The organism is Kitasatospora sp. NPDC008050 (genome assembly GCF_042957465.1).
GTDB lineage: Bacteria > Actinomycetota > Actinomycetes > Streptomycetales > Streptomycetaceae > Kitasatospora.
Map to the genome: position 1 here is coordinate 232,776 of NZ_JBIBIJ010000012.1, position 17,841 is coordinate 250,616.

The following is a 17,841-nucleotide window of genomic DNA, read 5'->3' on the forward strand; positions in this document are numbered from 1 at the left end:
TATTCTTATGGACCTCTTCCCCCTGTCAAGGATCCGCGATCACGGCCCGGTGCTGTCGATCTCCGCCATCACGGCTTCCACCGCCGCCAGGGTGGGCGCATGGTTGATCATCTCGAAGTGGTCGACAGGCACCGCGTACTGGCGGTAGTCCGGCAGGCCGAGATCCGGCCAGTCGACCACCGGTCCGGGCGTGGCGGCGATGTCGGCGGGGTCGTCACGGTCCTCGGTGGAGAAGAGCCGGACCGGGAAGTCGGCCGGCGGCGGGGCGTAGCCGGAGATCGCGGCACCGGCGGAGCCGAAGACGCGTACCCGGGCATCGAAGTCGGCGTAGTCCTCGCCGGTGGCAAGCTCCTGGAGGACGGCTTCGGCTCCGCGCTCGGCCACCTCGGCCGGCAGGCCCGCCTCGGCGACGAGCTGCCGCAGCTTCTCCCGCATGCCCTCCTCGACGGTGAGCGGCGGGCAGTAGAGGGAGGTGTTGAGCAGCAGCAGCGAGCTGATCTCCCAGCCCCGGCCCTGCAACGCCCGGGCCAGCTCGTACGCGAGGATGCCGCCGATGCAGTAGCCGGCGAGGTGCAGGCGGCGCGGCACGTCCGACGTCTCCAGCACCTCGACGAAGTCCGCCACCTTCTCGCCGAGATCGCTGCTCGGCGGGCCGTCCTGGAGGTTGAGACCGCGCGCCTGGAGGCCGTGCACGGGCCGGTCGACCGGGTCACCCCCGAATCGGTGCAGGCCGACCACGCCGCCGCTGGCCGCCGGTACGAGCAGCAGCGGTGTGCCGGCGCCGGTCGCGTTGAGGGTGACGAACCGCCCGTGGGCGGCACGGGTGTCGCCCCGGAGCCAGGAGCTGATGCCCTGGAGGGTCCGCAGCTCGTAGATCCGCTGCAGCGGGACCTTGACGCCGCAGGCGCCCCGCAGGGCGCTGGCCAGCCGGGCCGCCTTCAGGGACGTGCCGCCGGAGGCGAAGAAGTCGGTGTCCAGGGCGGCCGGGGGCTCGCCGAGGATGCGCGACCACTGGGCCGCGACCAGGGCATCGACCGCGTCCCGTTCTACGAATGCGGGCAGCACGGGGCTTCCCTTTCCACGGTGGTCAGGAGCTCGGTGAGCAGGGACTTCACCCGGGGTGCGCGGAACAGCTCGGCCGCCGTCACGTCGACCCGGTGCACCACCCCGGAGCCCGTCCACTCGACCTCCTCGCTCAGCACGACGTGCTCAGGGGCCGGCGGTGTCTCAAGGGGCACGGCCGACGCGAGGGTGAAGCTCAGCCAAGCCCGCTGCCCCTCGGTCAGTTCGACCAGGATCTCCTCGTCGAGCTCGGGCGAGCAGCCGACGACCACCGAGAGGAGGCAGGAGCTGGCCAGTGCGAGCGCGGTGCCGGGCGGCAGGCCGGTGATCGTGGGCACCTCGGCCGACTCGTCCATGGCCCGGACGAGTTCGGTCAGCAACTCCTGCGGGGTCAGGGGGCCCGGCGCCGCCGGGTCGAACAGGATGAGCGGGACGTTCGGTGCCGGCAGCGCCCCGACCAGCGCCGAGGCCAGGCCGACGGCCGAACAGTAGGCCAGCACCATGACGGGGGGCGGCCCGGCGGCGGTGATCCTCTCGGCCCAGTAGGCGGCCTGCTCGGCCGTGCCGGGGACGCTGTCGGCGAGGCCGGGGTAGTGCAATGGGTCGATTCTGAGGGTTCTCTGGTCCCACCCGTCCGGGAGGATGCCGTCGAAGGTCCTCGGGGGTATCTCGTTCCCGAACTCCATGACCACGACGGGTCGGTTCTGCATCACTTCGCGCTCCTGACGGCTTCGTCGACCTTGGCGGAGAAGTCCGCGAGGACGGGATGGCTGAAGATGGTCTGCAGCCCGATCTTGATGCCGAACTGCTCACGCGTCCGGGACACCGCCCGGGCGGCGATCAGTGAGTGCCCGCCGATCTCGAAGAAGCTGTCCTGGGAGCCGGGGAGGTTCCCGGTGAGCTCGGACCAGATCGCGGCGATCCGCTCCTCGGTGCTTCCGGGCGACGAGGGCTCGGACAGGGGCTCGGACGTCGGCTCGGACGGGGACTCTGACGGGGGCTCTGACGGGGGCTCGACCGGGGATTCGACCGGGGTGGCCAGCAGGGCCTTCCGGTCGATCTTGCCGTTGGGGGTCAGCGGCATCGCGGCGAGCCGGTGCAGACCGGCCGGGAGCATGTACGTCGGCAGCCGGGCGGTCAGTGCCGTGCGGATGGCCCGCGCCTGGGCCTCGCCGCAGAAGAAGGCCCGCAGCGATCCACCGTCCTCGTCCGGCAGGTGGACGACGGCCGCCTGGTCCACCCCCGCAACGGCGAGGATCTCCTGCTCGACCTCGGCCGGCTCCACCCGGTGGCCACGGATGCTGACCTGGGCGTCCCGCCGCTCCACGAACTCCAGCTCGCCGTCGGCCGTCCAGCGGCAGACGTCGCCGGAGGCGTACCAGCGGCCCCCGCCCTCACCGGGGACGAACCTGCGGCCGGTGAGCTCCGGGTCGTTGCGGTAGCCCAGGGCCAGGACGTCACCGCCGATCACCAGCTCCCCGGGGACACCCGGCTCGGTGACCTGGGCCCCCTCGGCATCCACCAGCCGCACCTGCGCACCGGTGATGGGGCGGCCGATCACCGGTGCGGCGTCGGTGGGGCTGCGGCGCAGGTCGTCGCTGGCGGTGGTCACCACGGTGGCCTCGGTCGGACCGTAGTGGTTGAACACGGCGGCGGGGAAGGACGTCGGCGGGTTCACCCGCAGGCGGTCGCCGCCGGTCAGCAGGACGGCCAGGCCGGCGGGCGGGCTCGGGAGGGCGAACAGCTGCTCGGCCAGCGGAGTGCTCAGGAAGCAGTGTGTGATGGCGCTGCGCTCGATGAACTCGGCGATCACCGCACTGTCGACGAGCACCCGCTCGGTCGGCAGCACCAGCGTCGCCCCGCCCGCGAGCGCCGCCCAGACCTCCCAGACCGTGGCGTCGAACCCCAGCCCGGCGAAGGCTCCGACCCTGACGCCGGGCCCAGTGCCGTAGGCCCTCCGATGCCAGGACACCAGGTTCTCCAGCCCCGCGTGGCCGACCTCGACACCCTTGGGCGTACCGGTCGACCCGGAGGTGTAGATGACGTAGGCCAGTTGGGCCGACCGCACCGTCGAGGGGAGTGCCGCGCCGGCGGAGCCGTCGAGCACCGGGATCCCCGCGGGCACGCGCCCGGCGAGCCCGTCCTGGGACAGCACGGCGATCGGCCGGGCATCGAGCAGGATCGACTCGATCCGGCCGTCGGGCAGCGCCGGATCGAGCGGCAGGTACGCGGCGCCCGCGAGCCAGCTGCCCAACTGCGCGACGACGCCCGCCACCCCCCGGTCGAAGAGCAGACCGACCAGGCAGCCGCTCCGGTAGCCCTCGGCCTGCTGGATCCGCCCCGCCAGCACGGCGGCCGAATCCCAGAACTGACGGTACGTCAGCTTCTGCTCACCGCACTCGACCGCGATCGCGTCCGGAGACGAGTCGACGACCGCCCTGAGCAGACGGACCACCGTCCGCTCGTTCAAGGTGTCCTGCATGAAAGATCACTCCTATCCCCGTCAAGCAGTTCCTGGTACACCCGGGCGACGCGCTCCACCACGTCCCGACCGACCCGGTGACCCTGGTGGGTGAGGTGCACCCGCAGGCCCCCATCGGGCAACGGCCACACCTCACAGACCAGTTCGTTCATGGCCGCCTCGGCCCCCGGCGAGTACGGCTGGACCGTGCACCCTGGCAGTTCGAGCCGTACGTCCTCGTTGCCCTGATAGGCGAACAGCGTCTGGTAGAGCGGATTCCGGCCGGTCCTCGGCGGCCGGAGCTCCCGGACCACGTCGGCGAACCGCACGTCCTGGTGGGCGAGGGCCGCCTCCACCACCGGCAGTGCGGCACCGAGCGCCTCCTGCGGCGTCCGGCACCCGTCCAGCGCCGGCAGGCGCAGGCAGAGGGTGTCCACCAGGCAGGAAACCGCCCGGACCGCTTCCTGGCCGAACCGCCGGGCCAGCGGCACTCCGATCCCGAAGTCCCGCCGGCCCAGGACCTCGGTCAGAGCGGCGCCGTAGCAGGCCACCAGCGGGGCGAAGAGCGTGGCGCCGACCCCCTGGGCCAGCTCCGAGAGAGCGGCGACGGCGTCCGCTCCGACGGTGAGGACAACGGGCGTCTCCTCCTCGTCCAGCGGCGGCGGGAAGTCGAGATCGGGCATCCCGGCCAGCGTCGAGGTCCAGTACCGCAGTTGGTCCGCGTGGTCGTCCGGGCTGCGCAGGGCCGCCTCCTCCTCGGCCAGGCGCCGCAGACCGGGGGACGCCTGCGCGAACCGCGGTGCCGTCCCCCTGGACCGGGCCTGGTACGCATGCGCCAGATCGGCGACCAGGAGCCCCTGGGACCAGCCGTCGAAGGACACGTGGTGCACGGCCAGCCCCAACAGCCCGGTCTCGGCGTACACGCAGCGCCAGACCTCGCCGTCCTCGATCCGCAACGGCCGGCGCAGCGCCTGGTCGAACCGGTCCGCGGTGACCCTCTCCACCCGGATGCCGTCCAGGGGACCGGGCAGCACGGCCACTGGGTCCTCATCGACCCGGTAGGCCGCCCGGAGACCCTCATGGCGCTGATGAAGATCGTTCAACGCGGCTTCCAGAAGCGGGAGTCGCAGCGCTCCCGAGACCCGCCACGCCACCTGGCAGATCGCTGACGGGTCGTCGGGCACCATCTCGTGCAGCAGGCAGAAGTTCGCCTGGACACCGCTCAGCAGAATCCGGCCGGTCTCCTCGGCAGGACGGCTCCCCGGCAGTGCGGCGGCCGATTCGACCAGAGCCAGCAGGCCGTTCAGGGTCGGGGTGCGCATGAAGGCGGAGACCGAGATCTGCCGGCCCGTCCGGCCCGCCGTTCGCGCGCACAGCCGCAGCGCATCCAGTGACGTCCCACCCAGGGTCGCGAACGCGAGCTCCGGCGCCGCCTCCCACCCGACGATCCGGGCATACTCCTCGCGTGCGATGCCCTGGTGGTCCCCGCAGGCCGGCGCCGCGTGGGCGGCTGCCGGGGAGGGACCCGCAGTCGCCCGGGAGAGGGTGGCGAGCAGTGCGCGGGTGTCGACCTTGCCGTTGGGGGTGAGTGGGACGGCCGCCAACTCCCTCAGTTCGGCGGGCATGCAGTGGGTGGGCAGGGCGGCGGCGAGCCAGGCGCGCACCGCCTCCTCGGCGACCGGCGCACCGTCGGCCCCCTGGACGTAGAACAGCGCCATCCGGGAGAGGGCGCCGTCCTCGTCGGGTACCGGCACCGCCACCGCGCGCTCCACCGAGGGCAGGCGGAGGCAGGCGTTCTCGATCTCCAGCGGTTCGATCCGGTAGCCGCGGATCTTCACCTGGCGGTCGGTCCGCCCCCGGTAGTGCAGGACCCCGTCGGGCGCCTCGAAGCCCAGGTCACCCGTCCGGTAGACGCGCGTGGGCGTACCGTCCAGCTCGACCGTGACGAAGCGCGCGGCGGTCTCCACCGGCTGGCCCAGGTACTCGTCGGCCAGACCTGCGCCGGCGACGCAGATCTCACCGGTCTCCCCCGGGCGGCAGCGCGCGTCACCGTCCAGCAGGTGGACCGCGGTCTGCGGGACGACCCGGCCGATCGGGATGCCGTCCGGGTGGTCGGTGTCCGCCAGGGTGACCGGGTGGGTGGTCGCGAAGACGCAGGCCTCGGCCGGGCCGTACCCGTTGATCAGCCGTACCGAGGGGTGCCGGGTGAGGAACTTGCGGATGTGGTGCTGCGACACCCGCTCCCCGCCGATCAGCAGTTGGCTCATCCCCTCGAAACAGGAGAGGTCCTCGTCCACGAACATGTTGAACAGGGAGGAGCTGAGCCAGGCGGTGTCGACGCCGTGGTTGCGCACCAGTGCGGCCAGGCCCTCGGGCAGCAGGTACTCCTCCTCCATCAGCGCGACCGTCCCACCGCTGACCAGCGGGCCCACCACCTCCAGGGTCAGGGCGTCCCAGTACAGGGAGTTGACCCCCGCCATGGTGTGGCCGGCACCGAGGTCGGCGAAGGAGTCGCGCTGGAAGAGCCGGACCGCCGCCCGGTGCGGGGAGACCACCCCCTTCGGCGTACCGGTGCTGCCGGAGGTGAAGAAGACGGCGGCCGCCGCGGCGGGCTCGCAGGGCACGCCAGGAGCCCGGCGCCCGCGCAGCACCGCCTCCCCGATCGAGGAGTGCACGCCGGACCAGTCCGGAACGCCCAGGTCCAGGTCCAGCGGGGTCTGGGCCGCCAGCACCGGCGGGTCCAGCTGCCCGATGATCGTGCGGAGCCGCTCCTGGGGCCAGGTCGGGTCCAGCACGGCGTAGGCGGCCCCGCACTTGAGGATGGCGAGGATGACCGCCACGAACCGGGGCGAGCGCGACATCAGCACCGGTACGCGCGCTCCGGGGCCGACACCCGCCGCGTGGAGATCGGCGGCGAGGTCGTCACTGGCCAGGTCCAGCTCCCGGTAGGTCACCCGGACGTCACCCTGCCGCAGCGCGATCCGCTCGGGGTGCCGCAGGGCGTGCCGGGTCACCGACTCGTGGATCAGCCGGCCGTCGGTGGACTCCGGGCTCTCGCGGGTAGCTCGCATCATCCCAACTCTCCTTCAGGGTTCGGCGGTCGGCTGTCAGGAGGCCGTGCCGCGCACGCTGAGGTGCTCCAGGACCGTGATGCCGAAGTGCTGCCTGGTCACCGGCTGCCCCTCGGGCACGATCCCCGCCCACCGGCTGCCGAGCCGCTCCAGCGCGACCTCGGCCTCCAGCCTCGCCAGCGCGGCCCCGAGGCAGTAGTGCGCGCCGAAACCGAAGGTGAGGTGCCGCCTGATCTCGCGGCCGTGGTCGAGCACGTCCGGGTCGGCGAAGACGACCGGGTCACGGTTGGCCACCCCCAGCATCAGCAGGACGAGATCCCCCTGCGCGATCCGGTGGCCGGCCACCTCCACCGGAGCGGTGGCGACCCGCGCCACCTGCTGGACGGAGGTGTCGAAGCGAAGCAGCTCATCGACCACGGCAGCCGGTTCACCGGTCCGGACGCCGGCCCAGGCACCGGCGTGCAGCGCGGCCCGCACGGCCTTGCCGATGAAGGTCGAGGTGGTCTCGAACCCGGCGTAGATCAGCAGGCTCGCGGTGGCCCGGATGTCGGCGGCCTCGATGACGCCCTCGCGGTGGGCGTTGCGCAGCAGCCAGAGCCCCGAGCCCGCCGGGACCTCCGAACGCAGGGCCTCGTCCACCACCTCCGCGATCTCCTGCAGCGCACGGTGGCCCCTGCTCCTGACCTCCGGCAGGTAGTCCGCGATCAGCAGCGCCGCGATGTCCGGCGCCCAGTCGTGCAGGCGGGGTGCGACCTCCTCGGGCAGGCCCAGGAGTTGGCAGATGACCCGGCTGGAGAGCGGGACGGCGAGGTCCGCCATCACGTCCAGCCCGCCCGTGTGCCCCGCCATGAGTTCGTCGACCAGCTTCTCCACGGCGGGACGCATCGCGGCGATCCGGTCGGCCGCGAAGAGCGGCGCGACGATCCGGCGCGCCGCGGCGTGCTCGGGGTCGTCGTTGAACATGAACCACCTGCGCACGACCTCCGAGGCGCGGCCCTCACCGTCGGCCGCCTGGTGCAGCGTGGTGGTGCCCCGCTGCGGCCAGGCGGCCGACAGGGCGGGGTGGCGCAGCAGAGCCGTCGTCTCGCGGAACCCGGAGACGATCCAGACCTCCAGGTCCTCGTCCCAGCGGACCGGCTCCGCGCCCCGCAGGGGGAGGTAGTCGGCGCAGGGGTCCGCCGCCGGGCGGTCGTCGTCGCGGTAGGGGCAGCGCGGTGCCTGACTCGCGGTCACTTGGTGTTCTCCGGAAACTGGTCGACCCTGCGCAGCGGGGCGTAGCCGATCTCGTCCAGGCTGCTCGGCGCCTCGTCCGCGAGGCTGACCAGGACGGCCTCGACGGTCGCCAGGTAGAGCCCGGTGCGTTCGGGGGTCAGATAGTCCCGGCTGGCGGTCAGCGAGAGGTGCAGGCCCGCCCCGGTCGCCGCGCGCAGGTTGAAGCTCGGGCTGGCCTGCCAGGCGTTCGACGCCCATTCGATGCCCGCAAGGCTCGGCGAGCCCGGCTCCGGGGTCTCGGCGATCTCGCCCAGGAAGTTGAAGTAGCAGCTGAACAGCACCGGGTCGGGGTTGGGGTGGCCGTTGGCGGTCAGCCGCTCACGCAACTCGTCCATGTGGTAGCTGCCGTGCAGGAGGCGTTCGAGACCGCCCCGGTAGAGCGCGCGCAGGACGGCGTCCGGGTGGGTCCCGCGGTCCGCCGCCACGGTGATCGGGGCGAGCTGGTTCATGCTGCTGACCAGGGTGCCCCACCGCAGGTCGTTCCGGTTCCCGGCCAACAGGCCGAGGGTGACCCGGTCACGGCCCTTCAACTGGAACAGGCTGAGCGCCGAGGCACCCAGGATGACGGACTGGACGGAGACGCCGAGTCGCTCGGAGAGCCGGACGGCGGCCGTCATGGCAACCTCCGAGTAGAGGCTCGCCTTCACCCGGAAGCTGGTGTCCCCGGCCTGCCGGTCCTCCTCCACGAAGCCTTCCCAGGCCTTGAGCCAGTACTCGATGGTCCGGCGTCGCTGCCTCTCCTGCGTGCGCTGGGCCAGGGCGAGCTGGATCGGCTGCGGCACCGGCTCCGATCCGAGCGAACCACCGGCCAGCAGGGTCCGGAGCTGCTCCTCCAGCAGCGCCCAGGCAGCGGCGTCGACCGCGAGGTGGTGCAGGACGCAGACCAGGTAGCGAGGAGCCCCGGCGTGGGTGGCGATGACCGCGCGCCAGGAGTGCTCGACCTCCACCCGGATCTCCCGCTCGGCCATCTCCTCGGCCAGTGCCTCGGCGGCCTGCGGACTCCCGTCCGGCAGCTCCACCAGGTCGAGCCGGAACGCCTCGAAGGGCTGGACGATCTGCAGCGGCTCGGCCGGAGTCCGGTCGTAGACCGTGCGCAGCGCCTCGTGTCGCTCGACCAGCGTCGACCAGGCAGCCGTGGCCTCGGCGGCCGTCGTACCGTGCGGCAGCGCGTGGACCGCGGTCAGGTTCCCGTCGCTCTGCTCGTCCGGCGCCGACAGCTCCAGGTCGCGGATGACCGACAGCTGACCGAAGGTCACCGGCGCGGTGGTCTGCGTCAACACGGTGCTCCGGCTCGACACGGCGTTCTCGCTCGACACGGCGTTCTCGCTCGACACGGCGTTCTCGCTCGACACGGTGGTCCGGCTCAACTCAACTCACCCTTCGTGCAGACCGCCTCGACAGCGGCCACGAGTTCACTTTCGGCCGCGTGCAGGAAGAAGTGGTCCCCGTGGATCTTCTCGACGCCGAAAGAACTGTCCGTGTAGTTCGCCCACTCCTCGACCGAGGCCAGGTCGGCCTCATCGTCCGCATCCCCGTAGAACGCCACCACCGGGCAGCCGACCGTGCCGGGGGTGCCCGTGCCGTACTCGCCGAGGATCCGGTAGTCGGCGCGGATGACGGGAAGGTAGATCTCCATCAACTCCTCGTTCTCCAGCAGCTCCTGCGGAGTTCCGCCCAACTCGGCCAGCCGCTTGGTGAGTTCGGCATCGGAGAGTCGATGGGTGTCCGCGTCGGCGCCCAGCAGCCGGGGGGCGCGGCTGGCCGAGACCAACAGTGCCGCCGGCTCGGGGTCACCCTTGGCGCGGAGCAGCTTGGCCAGCTCGAAGGCGAGCACCGCACCGTAACTGTGGCCGAACAGCACGTACGGCGAGGTCAGGTCGAGCTGCTGGGACAAGTCCGCCAGCAGCGGGGCCAGTTCGTCGATCGGCTCCACCACGCAGCGTGCGCCCCTGCCGGGGAGCTCCATCGGCAGGACGGTGACGCGCTCCGGAAGGTGCCGCTGCCAGGAGTCGTAGACGCGTGCCGAGCACCCGGCGTAGGGAATGCAGTAGAGGTTCAACTCGACACCTTCGTACGGAGGATGCTGTCGACCAGCCCAGCGATGGTCGGATTCCTGAAGATCTGCCGGATCGGCACCCGGACGCCGAGACCGTCGGAGAGCCGCTTCTGGAGGACGGCCAGCAGGAGCGAGTTCCCGCCGACGTCGAAGAAGTTGGCATCCTCGTCGATGCGGTCCGCGGCGAGCGTCTGCCGCCACGCCTCGGCCACGAGCGCGTGGACGTCGCCCCGGGACGGCGGCGCGGTGGGCGCCGGCGCCCGGTCGCCGGCGGCCAGGCCGGCGGCCAGGGCGACCCGGTCCACCTTCCCGCTGGTGGTGCGGGGCAGCGCGGGCAGGGCGATGATCCGGGCGGGGCGGTGACTCGACGGCAACCGGTCCTTCAGCCAGCTCTGGAGGTCCGCCTCGGCCCGCTGCACCACGAAGGCCACCAACGCCGCGAGTTCGGGCCGGTCGGCGTCCTGGAGCAGCACGACGGCCTGCGAGACGGCCGGGTGCTCCTCCAGGGTGGCCTCCACCTCGCCCAGCTCGATCCGGTGCCCGCGCAGCTTGATCTGGTTGTCCAGGCGGCCGAGGAACTCCAGCGAGCCGTCCGGCCGCAGCCGGGCCCGGTCGCCGGTGCGGTAGACGCGCCGGCGGCCCTGGGGGGTGTCGCCCTGCGGGAAGCGCTCGGCCGTCAGCTCCTCCCGGTCGAGGTAGCCGTGCGCCAGTCCCGATCCGTGGAGGAGGAGTTCACCGTTGTCGTCGATGCGGACGCCCACCCCGGCCAGCGGCTCGCCGAGCGAGATCCGCTCAGCGGAGTCGATCCGCGCCGCCGTCGCCCAGATGGTGGTCTCGGTCGGACCGTACAGGTTCCAGAGTTCCCTGCCCCGCGGCAGCAACTGCCGGGCGAGGCTGGGGGTGAGCTGCTCCCCGCCGCACCAGAGCCGCGTGCCGGACGCTCCCGTCCACTCGGAGGCCAGCAGCAGTCGCCAGAAGCTGGGGGTGGCCTGGATGACGTCCGGCGCGGCCGCGGCCGCCAGCTCCGCGAAGGCGAACGGGTCCGCCCGGGTCTCGGCCGGGACGGCCACGAAACAGGCGCCCACGGTCAGCGGGAGGAGCAGCTCCGCCAGCGAGATGTCGAAGGAGAGCGCGCTCAGCGCCAGCACGGTCTCCTCGGCCGCCAGCCCCGGCACCTCGGCCAGGCCCGCGAGCCGGTCGACCAGGGCGTCGTGAGGAACCATGACGCCCTTGGGCTGTCCGGTCGAGCCGGAGGTGTACAGGATGTACGCGACCTCGCCCAGGCTCGGCTGCCGCGGCGGCGAGGGGAGGCCGCTCTCCTCCAGCGCGAACTGTGCCTCGGCCAGCTCACGCAGCAGCAGGGCGGGGCGGGCGTCGTCGAGGACCCGAGCCCGCCTGGCCGCCGGGCTCTCCCGGTCGAGCGGCAGGACGGCGCAGCCGGCGGCGATCGCGGCGAGGATGCCGACAGCCCCGCTGACCCGGTTGGACGCGTCGAGCGCCACCAGGGAGCCCGGCCGGACCTTCGCCGCTATCCGCTCACCGAGGTCGGCGACCAGCGCGGCGAGACCACGGTAGGTGTAGGTCTGTGCAGCCCGCGCGGCCACCGCCTCGGGTGTTCGCTCCACCTGAGCCTGGACGACGTTCCATACTGTCACCACGCGAGCCCCTCGATCGTATTTCAGGTCAGGAAATACTGGTCAGTGACCGACCGCCGGGAGTGCCCGGGAGATGCTCCGGAGCACGTTCTCCCGCTCGGCGTTGAGGAAGAAGTGTCCGCCGGGGAAGACCTCCACCTCGGTCCGGCCGGTGGTCAGCTCCGCCCAGCCCTTGAGCTGCTCCTCGCTGACCCTGGGGTCCGCGCTGCCGCCGAAGGCCGAGACCGGGCAGCTGAGCAACTCGCCCGGGCGGTAGGTGTAACCGGCGAAGAGGGAGAGGTCCGCCCGGAAGGTCGGCAGGATGTAGGTGACGAAGTCCGGGTTCTGCAGCAGCTCCTCGGGCGTGCCGTTGAGGCGGCGGAGCTCGTCGAGCAACTCCTCGTCGGAGAGGTCCAGCTCGCCCGGCGGCCGTGACTCATGGAACGGCAGTGCCCGGCAGCCGGACACCACGACCCGGACCGGCTCCAGCCCCTGCTCACGCTGGAGCCTGCGGGCGAGCTCCCAGCTGACGATGGCCCCCATGCTGTGACCGAAGAAGGCGAACGGCCGGTCCAGGTACGGGAGCAGGGCCGGGACGAGAGCGTCCAGCAGCTCGTCCAGATCCGCGATCGGCTGGTCGAAGAAGCGGTCCTCCCGACCAGGCAGCTGCACGGCGAGAGCCTCGACCCCCTCCGGGAGGCCGGCGCCCCACTCCCGGAAGACCGAGGCGCCGGACCCGGCGTACGGGAAGCAGAAGAGCCGAAGGCCGCCGGGCGCGGTCCGGCCGGGAATCGGTCGGACCCAGCTCCGGGCCGTCTGCGGTGCTGCCGAGTGCATGAGGTTCCGTTCCTGCAGATCGAGAGGGGTGGGGTGCGCGGTCAGGCGCCGTGCCAGGACTTCCACAGCGCCGCGTAGCCGCCGTTGGCGGCCGACAGTTCGGTACGGCTGCCCAGTTCGGTCACCCGGCCGCCGTCCATGACCGCGACCCGGTCCGCTTCGTGCGCGGTGTGCAGGCGATGGGCGATGGCGATCACGGTGCGGCCCTTTCGGTGATCCGGCGCTCCCGGATCAGCGTACGAGTCCATCACGAGCGACACCCTAACCGCCTTTCCCGCACCTTGGTCAGAAATTTTCTTCCATTCCCCGACCGCCTATGGCTATAGTCACCACAGATAGGGAGGTGTTCATTATGAAGAAGCAGCTTCGCGGCATCTGCGCAGGCTTCTAGAACTGGCTCCACACAGCTGTGAGCAGCCAACTTGTGGGGGGAGAGAAATTTCCCCCCACAATCTGCGAACTCTCAGACAATCCGCCACGGATTGTCCAGCGACACCTCGCCCAGGGAACTCTCGGAGCCCTTGGAGATCGCGATCAGACCGGCTTCGATCGAGGCCGCGAGGACAGCCGGGAGATTCCCTTCGAGATAGTCGCAGCTCGCGCCCACGCCGATGAGGAGTCCCTTGCCGGTGGCCACCGCGAGATGGAAGTTCGGCCCGGACCGCTGGGTGGACGGGCGCCACTCGATCCCGGTGCGCAGGGCCGATCCGGCGTCGGGCTCGGCGTCCACGTCGCCGAGGAAGTTGAAGTGCTTGGCGAAGGCGGTCGGGTCCGTCTCCGGCCGGCCCGACTGCTGAAGGCTCGTCCTCAGCGCGTCGACGTCGTAGCAGCCGTGCATGTAGGCCGTCATGCACTGGAAGTAGCCGGCCCGCAGGTACTCCAGCGGGTTGGCCTCCTCATCGATGGTGATGGTCACCGGGGCGAACTGGTTGAGCGAACCGACCAGCGGCACCCACGGAGCGACGAGCCGGTTGGCGGCCATCAACGCGAAGGTCAGCCGTTCGGTCCGCTTGAGCCGGGCCAGCGCGAGCGCGCCGACGCCGAGCACCACGGACTGGACCGAGACCTTCAGCCGTTCGGAGAGCTCCTGCGCGGCGGCCAGCCCCTGCGGACTGTAGAGCGAGGCCCGGCGACGCTCACTGCCGTCACCCGGATCCCGGTCCGCCGGGACGAGTTGGCCCCAGACCTCGGTCCAGTGCCGGACGCTGCGCGCACCCGACTCCTCCTGCTGCTCCTGCGCCATCTCCAGCGGCTGGACCACCGGCCCGAGCGTCCCGCCGTCCAGGAGCCGGCCGAACTGCTCCTCCAGCACCCGCAACGCACCGTTGTCGGCCGCCACGTGGTGGATCACGGTGACCAGGTGGAGCGCATCGCCCTGGTAGGTCGTGACGAAGGCACGCCACGGCAGCTCGGCCTCGATGTCGATCGGCTCGGCTGCCGACTCGGCTGCCAGCCGCAGGGCCGCCGCGAAGCTGTCCTCGGCCAGCTCGACTGCCGCCACCCTGGAGGGGCGGTACGGGTGAACCGTCTGGGTCGGTGCGGGGCCGCCCAGGTCGTAGGTGGTCCGCAGCGACTCGTGTGCCGCCACCAACTGGAGCCAGGCGTCCATCACCTGGGCCGTCCCGACGCCGAACGGCACCTCCCAGACGCTGATCAGGTTGGCGACCGACCGGTGGTCGGGCCCGTGCGTCTCCAGCGAGCGCAGGACCGACAGTTGACCGTAGGTCACCGCTCCCGTCCGGGCCTCGCTCACAGCCGGGCCGCACGAACGGCGAACTGGCCCAGCATGGTCTGCTGGATCTGCGTGGTGCCCTCGATGATCTCCATCACCTTGGCGTCCCGGTGGTGCCGCTGGACGGACGCCTCCGCGCCGATGCCCTGGGCTCCGTGGATCTGCACCGCGTCGGCCGCCGCCTTGACGGCGATGGTCGAGGCCCGGTACTTCGCCAGCAGGGTGTGGTTGACGGCCTCCATCTCGCCCTGCTCCTTGCTCACCCCGGCGTGGTGGCAGAGCAGCCGGGCCGTGACGGTGTCGGTGAGCATGTCGGCCAGCAGTTGCTGGACCAGTTGGTGGTTGCGGATCTCGGTGCCGTACTGGGCGCGGCGGCCGGCGTACTCCGTCGAGGCCTCCAGGCAGGCCTGGGCCAGACCGACCGAGCCCCAGGCGGTGCTGTAACGGCCGAGGTCGAGCGCGCTGGAGGCGACGAAGGTGAGCCCGAGGCCAGGGCGGCCGACCAGGTTCGCGGCCGGGATCCGACAGTCGTCGAAGGTGATCCGACCGAGCATCGAGCCGCGCAGACCGAGCAGTCCCTCGATCGGCTCCACCGACAGGCCGGGAGTGTCCCGTTCCACCAGGAAGGCGGTGTGCTGCCCGTCGAGCTTGGCGAAGACCAGGAAGAGGTCCGCGATCTGGGCGAAGCTGATCCACTTCTTGGTGCCGCGCAGGACGGTCTCGGCGCCGTCAGCCGTCGCCGTGGTCTCGACGGCGCCGGCGTCGCTGCCGACCTCCGGTTCGGTCAGGGCGAAGGCGGCCAGCGTCCGGCCGGAGGTGATCCGGGGCAGCCACTGCTCCTTCTGCTCCTCGGTCCCCCACTTGTGGATCGAGTGGGCGACCATGTCGTCCACGGCCACGAAGTTGCGGATCGACTGGCAGCCCCGGCCGAACTCCTCGGTGAGCAGCCCGTACTCGATCCAGCCCATGCCGAGGCCGCCGAACTCCTTGGGAATGAGCGCGCCGAGGTAGCCCTGCCCGGCCAGGTCGGCGATGACCTCGCGGGAGATCGCCTGCTCACGGTCGAATCGGTCCGCCTGCGGCACCAGGGCACGCTCGGCGAAGGCACGGAACTCACCGTGCCGCTCGGCCTGTTGCGGGGAGAGGTGACTGAGTATCAACGGAAATCCTTGCGAAGGTGGGGCGGGCGCAGCACTCCGGTGGGAGCGGCGGCATCCGACTCGGGATGGGGCTCAGCTGACGGCGTCACCGGCAGGGGCCGGCCCGGCGCCGGCGACGGTGAACCGCTCACGGCCCGTCAGGTTGACCAGCACCACCTGGTCCGGGGTGATCCGCTGGGCCGCGGCCTCGTTGCGCAGCGCGGCGATGGTCGCGGCCGAGGAGTGGCAGACGTCCAGCGCCTCCAGCTCGCGGAGCATCGTACGGGCCTGGACCAGCTCGTCCTGGCTCACCGAGACGATGCCGCCGCCGCTCGCGGCGGCGATGTCCCGCATGTAGGGGTAGGTGGCCCGGCCGTCGCCGAGCAGGATGGCCCGGGCCAGACCGGTGGGGTGCTGGACGACGTCGTCCTCGGTCAGCTCGGCGCGACCCTCCCGCCAGGCTTCGGCCATCGGCGCGCAGGTGTCCTGCTGCACCATCAGGAAGCGGGGCGAGGAGGTGAGCCGGCCGCAGGCGAGGTACTCCGCAACGCCCTTGCGCACGGCCATCATCCCCATGCCGCTGCTGATGGCCTGGACGACGACGTCGGGCTCGGCGTCCATCGCGTCGAAGGCTTCCAGGTAGGTGAGCTTCAGACCCTCACGGCGGGCCCAGTTGAAGAAGCCACCCTCCCAGACCAGTCCGTGCTGGGCGGCGAACTCCTGGGCCACCTGGGTGGCCTGCGCGTAGCTGCCGTCCACGACGGTCAGGGACACCCGGTCGCTGGTCTCGATGTCGTGGTCGCCGGTGAAGTCACGGCCGCAGAAGAAGTGTGCCCGCATCGACCGGTCACGCTGCACGGCGCGGGCCAGGGCGGTGGAGCTGTTCCCGGTGCTGGAGGCGACGAACTCCTTGATCCCGAACTGCCGGAACACGGCCAGGACCACGGATGCCAGCCGGTCCTTGGTGGTGCCCGTCGGCTGCTGGGACTCGTCCTTCACCCAGAGACGGGGCAGACCGATGGCCGCTCCGAGGTGCGGGGCCGGACGACAGGGAGTCCGCACGCTGACGTCGGCGTCGAGGAAGTGCCGCGATTCGACCGGGAGGAAGTCCAGGTAGGTCAGTTCGGGCTGGTCACTGTCACGCTTGGCGGCGTTCTCCAGGTTCAGTCTGGGATCGAGTGCACCCGAACATCGGGGACATCGAAGCCTGAACTCCGGATCGGACTCCCAGCCGCAGCCGACGCAGGCCAGGCGGTACTTGGGCGGTGCTTTGATTTTGGCCTGATGGTTGGCGACCGGCATTCTGCGTTTCCCCCACAAACGTTCTCGGCGGATGAACCGACTGACCCGAATGTACGCCGGAGTCACAATTCCAGTGCATCAGCATGCGATCGAGCTGAATATAAGGACCCGCCGGCGACCCGTCAATGACCGGTCGATGGGTCCGGCCGGCGGTGGCGCTCAGGCCAGTGCTTCGAACGGGCCACCCATGAGGGCGCGCGAGACGAAGCCGTTGGGCCCGCAGGGCGGCTCGCCGACGACGGTGGTGCGGTGGACGATTCGCTCGTCCTTGAACAGGAGACCGTCCACCGGCCCGGCGTGGGCCACGGAGCGGTTGTCCCACATGACGAGGGTGTCCTGCTCCCAGCGGACCCGGGCATGAATCTCGTCGCGCCCGGCGAGTTCGTCGAGGAGGAAATCCAGCAGGGCGGTGCTTTCGCGGGGCTTGAGACCGCGAATCGCCTGCAGGAAAACGCTGCTGACGTACAGACTCCGCACCCCGGTCTCAGGATGGACGCTCACCAGAGGATGGAGAGCGACGAAGGGGCCTGCCGGCTTGCCGTCGAAGCGGGGCTCCGGCGAGGCATTGTGCCGGGAGTGTATGGCCTGCAGGGTATCGAGGTATCCCCGGAGAGAAGGTGAGAGACCTGTGTAGAGCGCTTCCAGATTTGCGAAGAGGGTGTCGCCGCCCGTCGGGGGAATCTCCACACCGCGCAGGATGGTGATGGCGGTGGGATTGGCCACGAATGTGCTGTCGATATGCCACTCGGTGCGCAGGCGCCTCGGTGCGGTCCCCTTCAGGGGATGGCCGAGGCCCTCTGCCTCGGCCAGCTTGGGTCGATCCTCCGACAGCGCGGTCCGCAACACGGCGGGGGCGTCGCGCAGGCCGTTCACGATGGGGTGGGCGGCGGTGGCGCCGCCGAAGGCGTTGGTGAGTGCAACTTGTTGCGCGTCGTTCATCGGTTGATCACGGAAAACGAGGACCTTGTAGCGGAGCAGGGCCTCACGCAGGGCGGCGACAACGGCCGGCTGCGGATCGACAGTGAGATCGACGCCTTCCACCTCCGCGCCGGTGATTGGCGTGAGAGGCCGAAAGCTGATTTCTGACACCACTACCCCCAGCTGTGTCTATACGATGGATCGCCGGGCAGCCTACCCCAGGTTTCGCGCGGAATACAGGCTTGTGAACTCGCGCAGGCAGTACGTAAGGTGTTGTCCGTTTCGCGATCGGGGCCGAGTGAGGGCGAAACGGACAACACCCCACGTACCACCCTTCATGCCTCCGACCTGCCCTCA

14 protein-coding genes are annotated in these 17,841 nt (G+C 71.1%); all 14 read right to left on the reverse strand.

Annotated features, from left to right (window positions below; translation table 11 throughout):
* Positions 1 to 39 precede the first annotated feature (39 nt).
* The gene (locus tag ACFZB9_RS24220; protein ID WP_391450339.1) at positions 40 to 1,065 is read right to left on the reverse strand and encodes a phosphopantetheine-binding protein; all 1,026 of its coding nucleotides are present in this window, start codon (positions 1,063 to 1,065) and stop codon (positions 40 to 42) included.
* A complete protein-coding gene (locus ACFZB9_RS24225) occupies positions 1,047 to 1,772 on the reverse strand; it encodes a hypothetical protein (protein ID WP_391450341.1) in 726 nt (241 codons plus the stop codon). Before ACFZB9_RS24225 ends, ACFZB9_RS24220 begins: the two co-directional genes overlap by 19 nt.
* A complete protein-coding gene (locus ACFZB9_RS24230; protein WP_391450342.1) occupies positions 1,772 to 3,544 on the reverse strand; it encodes an amino acid adenylation domain-containing protein in 1,773 nt (590 codons plus the stop codon). Before ACFZB9_RS24230 ends, ACFZB9_RS24225 begins: the two co-directional genes overlap by 1 nt.
* The gene (locus tag ACFZB9_RS24235; RefSeq protein WP_391450343.1) at positions 3,529 to 6,597 is read right to left on the reverse strand and encodes an amino acid adenylation domain-containing protein; all 3,069 of its coding nucleotides are present in this window, start codon (positions 6,595 to 6,597) and stop codon (positions 3,529 to 3,531) included. The genes ACFZB9_RS24230 and ACFZB9_RS24235 overlap by 16 nt, the downstream gene beginning before the upstream one ends.
* 33 nt (positions 6,598 to 6,630) lie before the next feature.
* On the reverse strand, positions 6,631 to 7,827 hold the full coding sequence (locus tag ACFZB9_RS24240) for a cytochrome P450 (protein WP_391450345.1): 1,197 nt from the start codon (positions 7,825 to 7,827) through the stop codon (positions 6,631 to 6,633).
* Entirely contained in the window at positions 7,824 to 9,233 is a 1,410-nt protein-coding gene (locus ACFZB9_RS24245) for a condensation domain-containing protein (RefSeq protein ID WP_391450347.1), read from the reverse strand. Before ACFZB9_RS24245 ends, ACFZB9_RS24240 begins: the two co-directional genes overlap by 4 nt.
* The gene (locus ACFZB9_RS24250) at positions 9,230 to 9,925 is read right to left on the reverse strand and encodes a thioesterase II family protein (protein WP_391450349.1); all 696 of its coding nucleotides are present in this window, start codon (positions 9,923 to 9,925) and stop codon (positions 9,230 to 9,232) included. Before ACFZB9_RS24250 ends, ACFZB9_RS24245 begins: the two co-directional genes overlap by 4 nt.
* Entirely contained in the window at positions 9,922 to 11,577 is a 1,656-nt protein-coding gene (locus ACFZB9_RS24255; RefSeq protein ID WP_391450351.1) for a non-ribosomal peptide synthetase, read from the reverse strand. The genes ACFZB9_RS24250 and ACFZB9_RS24255 overlap by 4 nt, the downstream gene beginning before the upstream one ends.
* 42 nt (positions 11,578 to 11,619) lie before the next feature.
* A complete protein-coding gene (locus tag ACFZB9_RS24260) occupies positions 11,620 to 12,393 on the reverse strand; it encodes a thioesterase II family protein (RefSeq protein ID WP_391450352.1) in 774 nt (257 codons plus the stop codon).
* Positions 12,394 to 12,434: 41 nt separating this feature from the next.
* Complete coding sequence (locus tag ACFZB9_RS24265) at positions 12,435 to 12,641, reverse strand: hypothetical protein (protein ID WP_391450377.1); 207 nt, start codon at positions 12,639 to 12,641, stop codon at positions 12,435 to 12,437.
* A gap of 215 nt (positions 12,642 to 12,856) precedes the next feature.
* A complete protein-coding gene (locus tag ACFZB9_RS24270; RefSeq protein ID WP_391450354.1) occupies positions 12,857 to 14,122 on the reverse strand; it encodes a condensation domain-containing protein in 1,266 nt (421 codons plus the stop codon).
* Positions 14,123 to 14,142: 20 nt separating this feature from the next.
* Positions 14,143 to 15,285 carry an acyl-CoA dehydrogenase family protein gene (locus ACFZB9_RS24275; RefSeq protein WP_391450355.1) on the reverse strand — a complete coding sequence of 381 codons (1,143 nt, stop codon included), beginning with the start codon at positions 15,283 to 15,285 and terminating at the stop codon, positions 14,143 to 14,145.
* A 72-nt stretch (positions 15,286 to 15,357) separates the two neighbouring features.
* Entirely contained in the window at positions 15,358 to 16,566 is a 1,209-nt protein-coding gene (locus ACFZB9_RS24280; RefSeq protein WP_391450356.1) for a pyridoxal-phosphate dependent enzyme, read from the reverse strand.
* Positions 16,567 to 16,725: 159 nt separating this feature from the next.
* Positions 16,726 to 17,655, reverse strand: a complete 930-nt coding sequence (locus tag ACFZB9_RS24285; RefSeq protein WP_391450358.1) for a TauD/TfdA dioxygenase family protein — start codon at positions 17,653 to 17,655, stop codon at positions 16,726 to 16,728.
* Positions 17,656 to 17,841 lie beyond the last annotated feature (186 nt).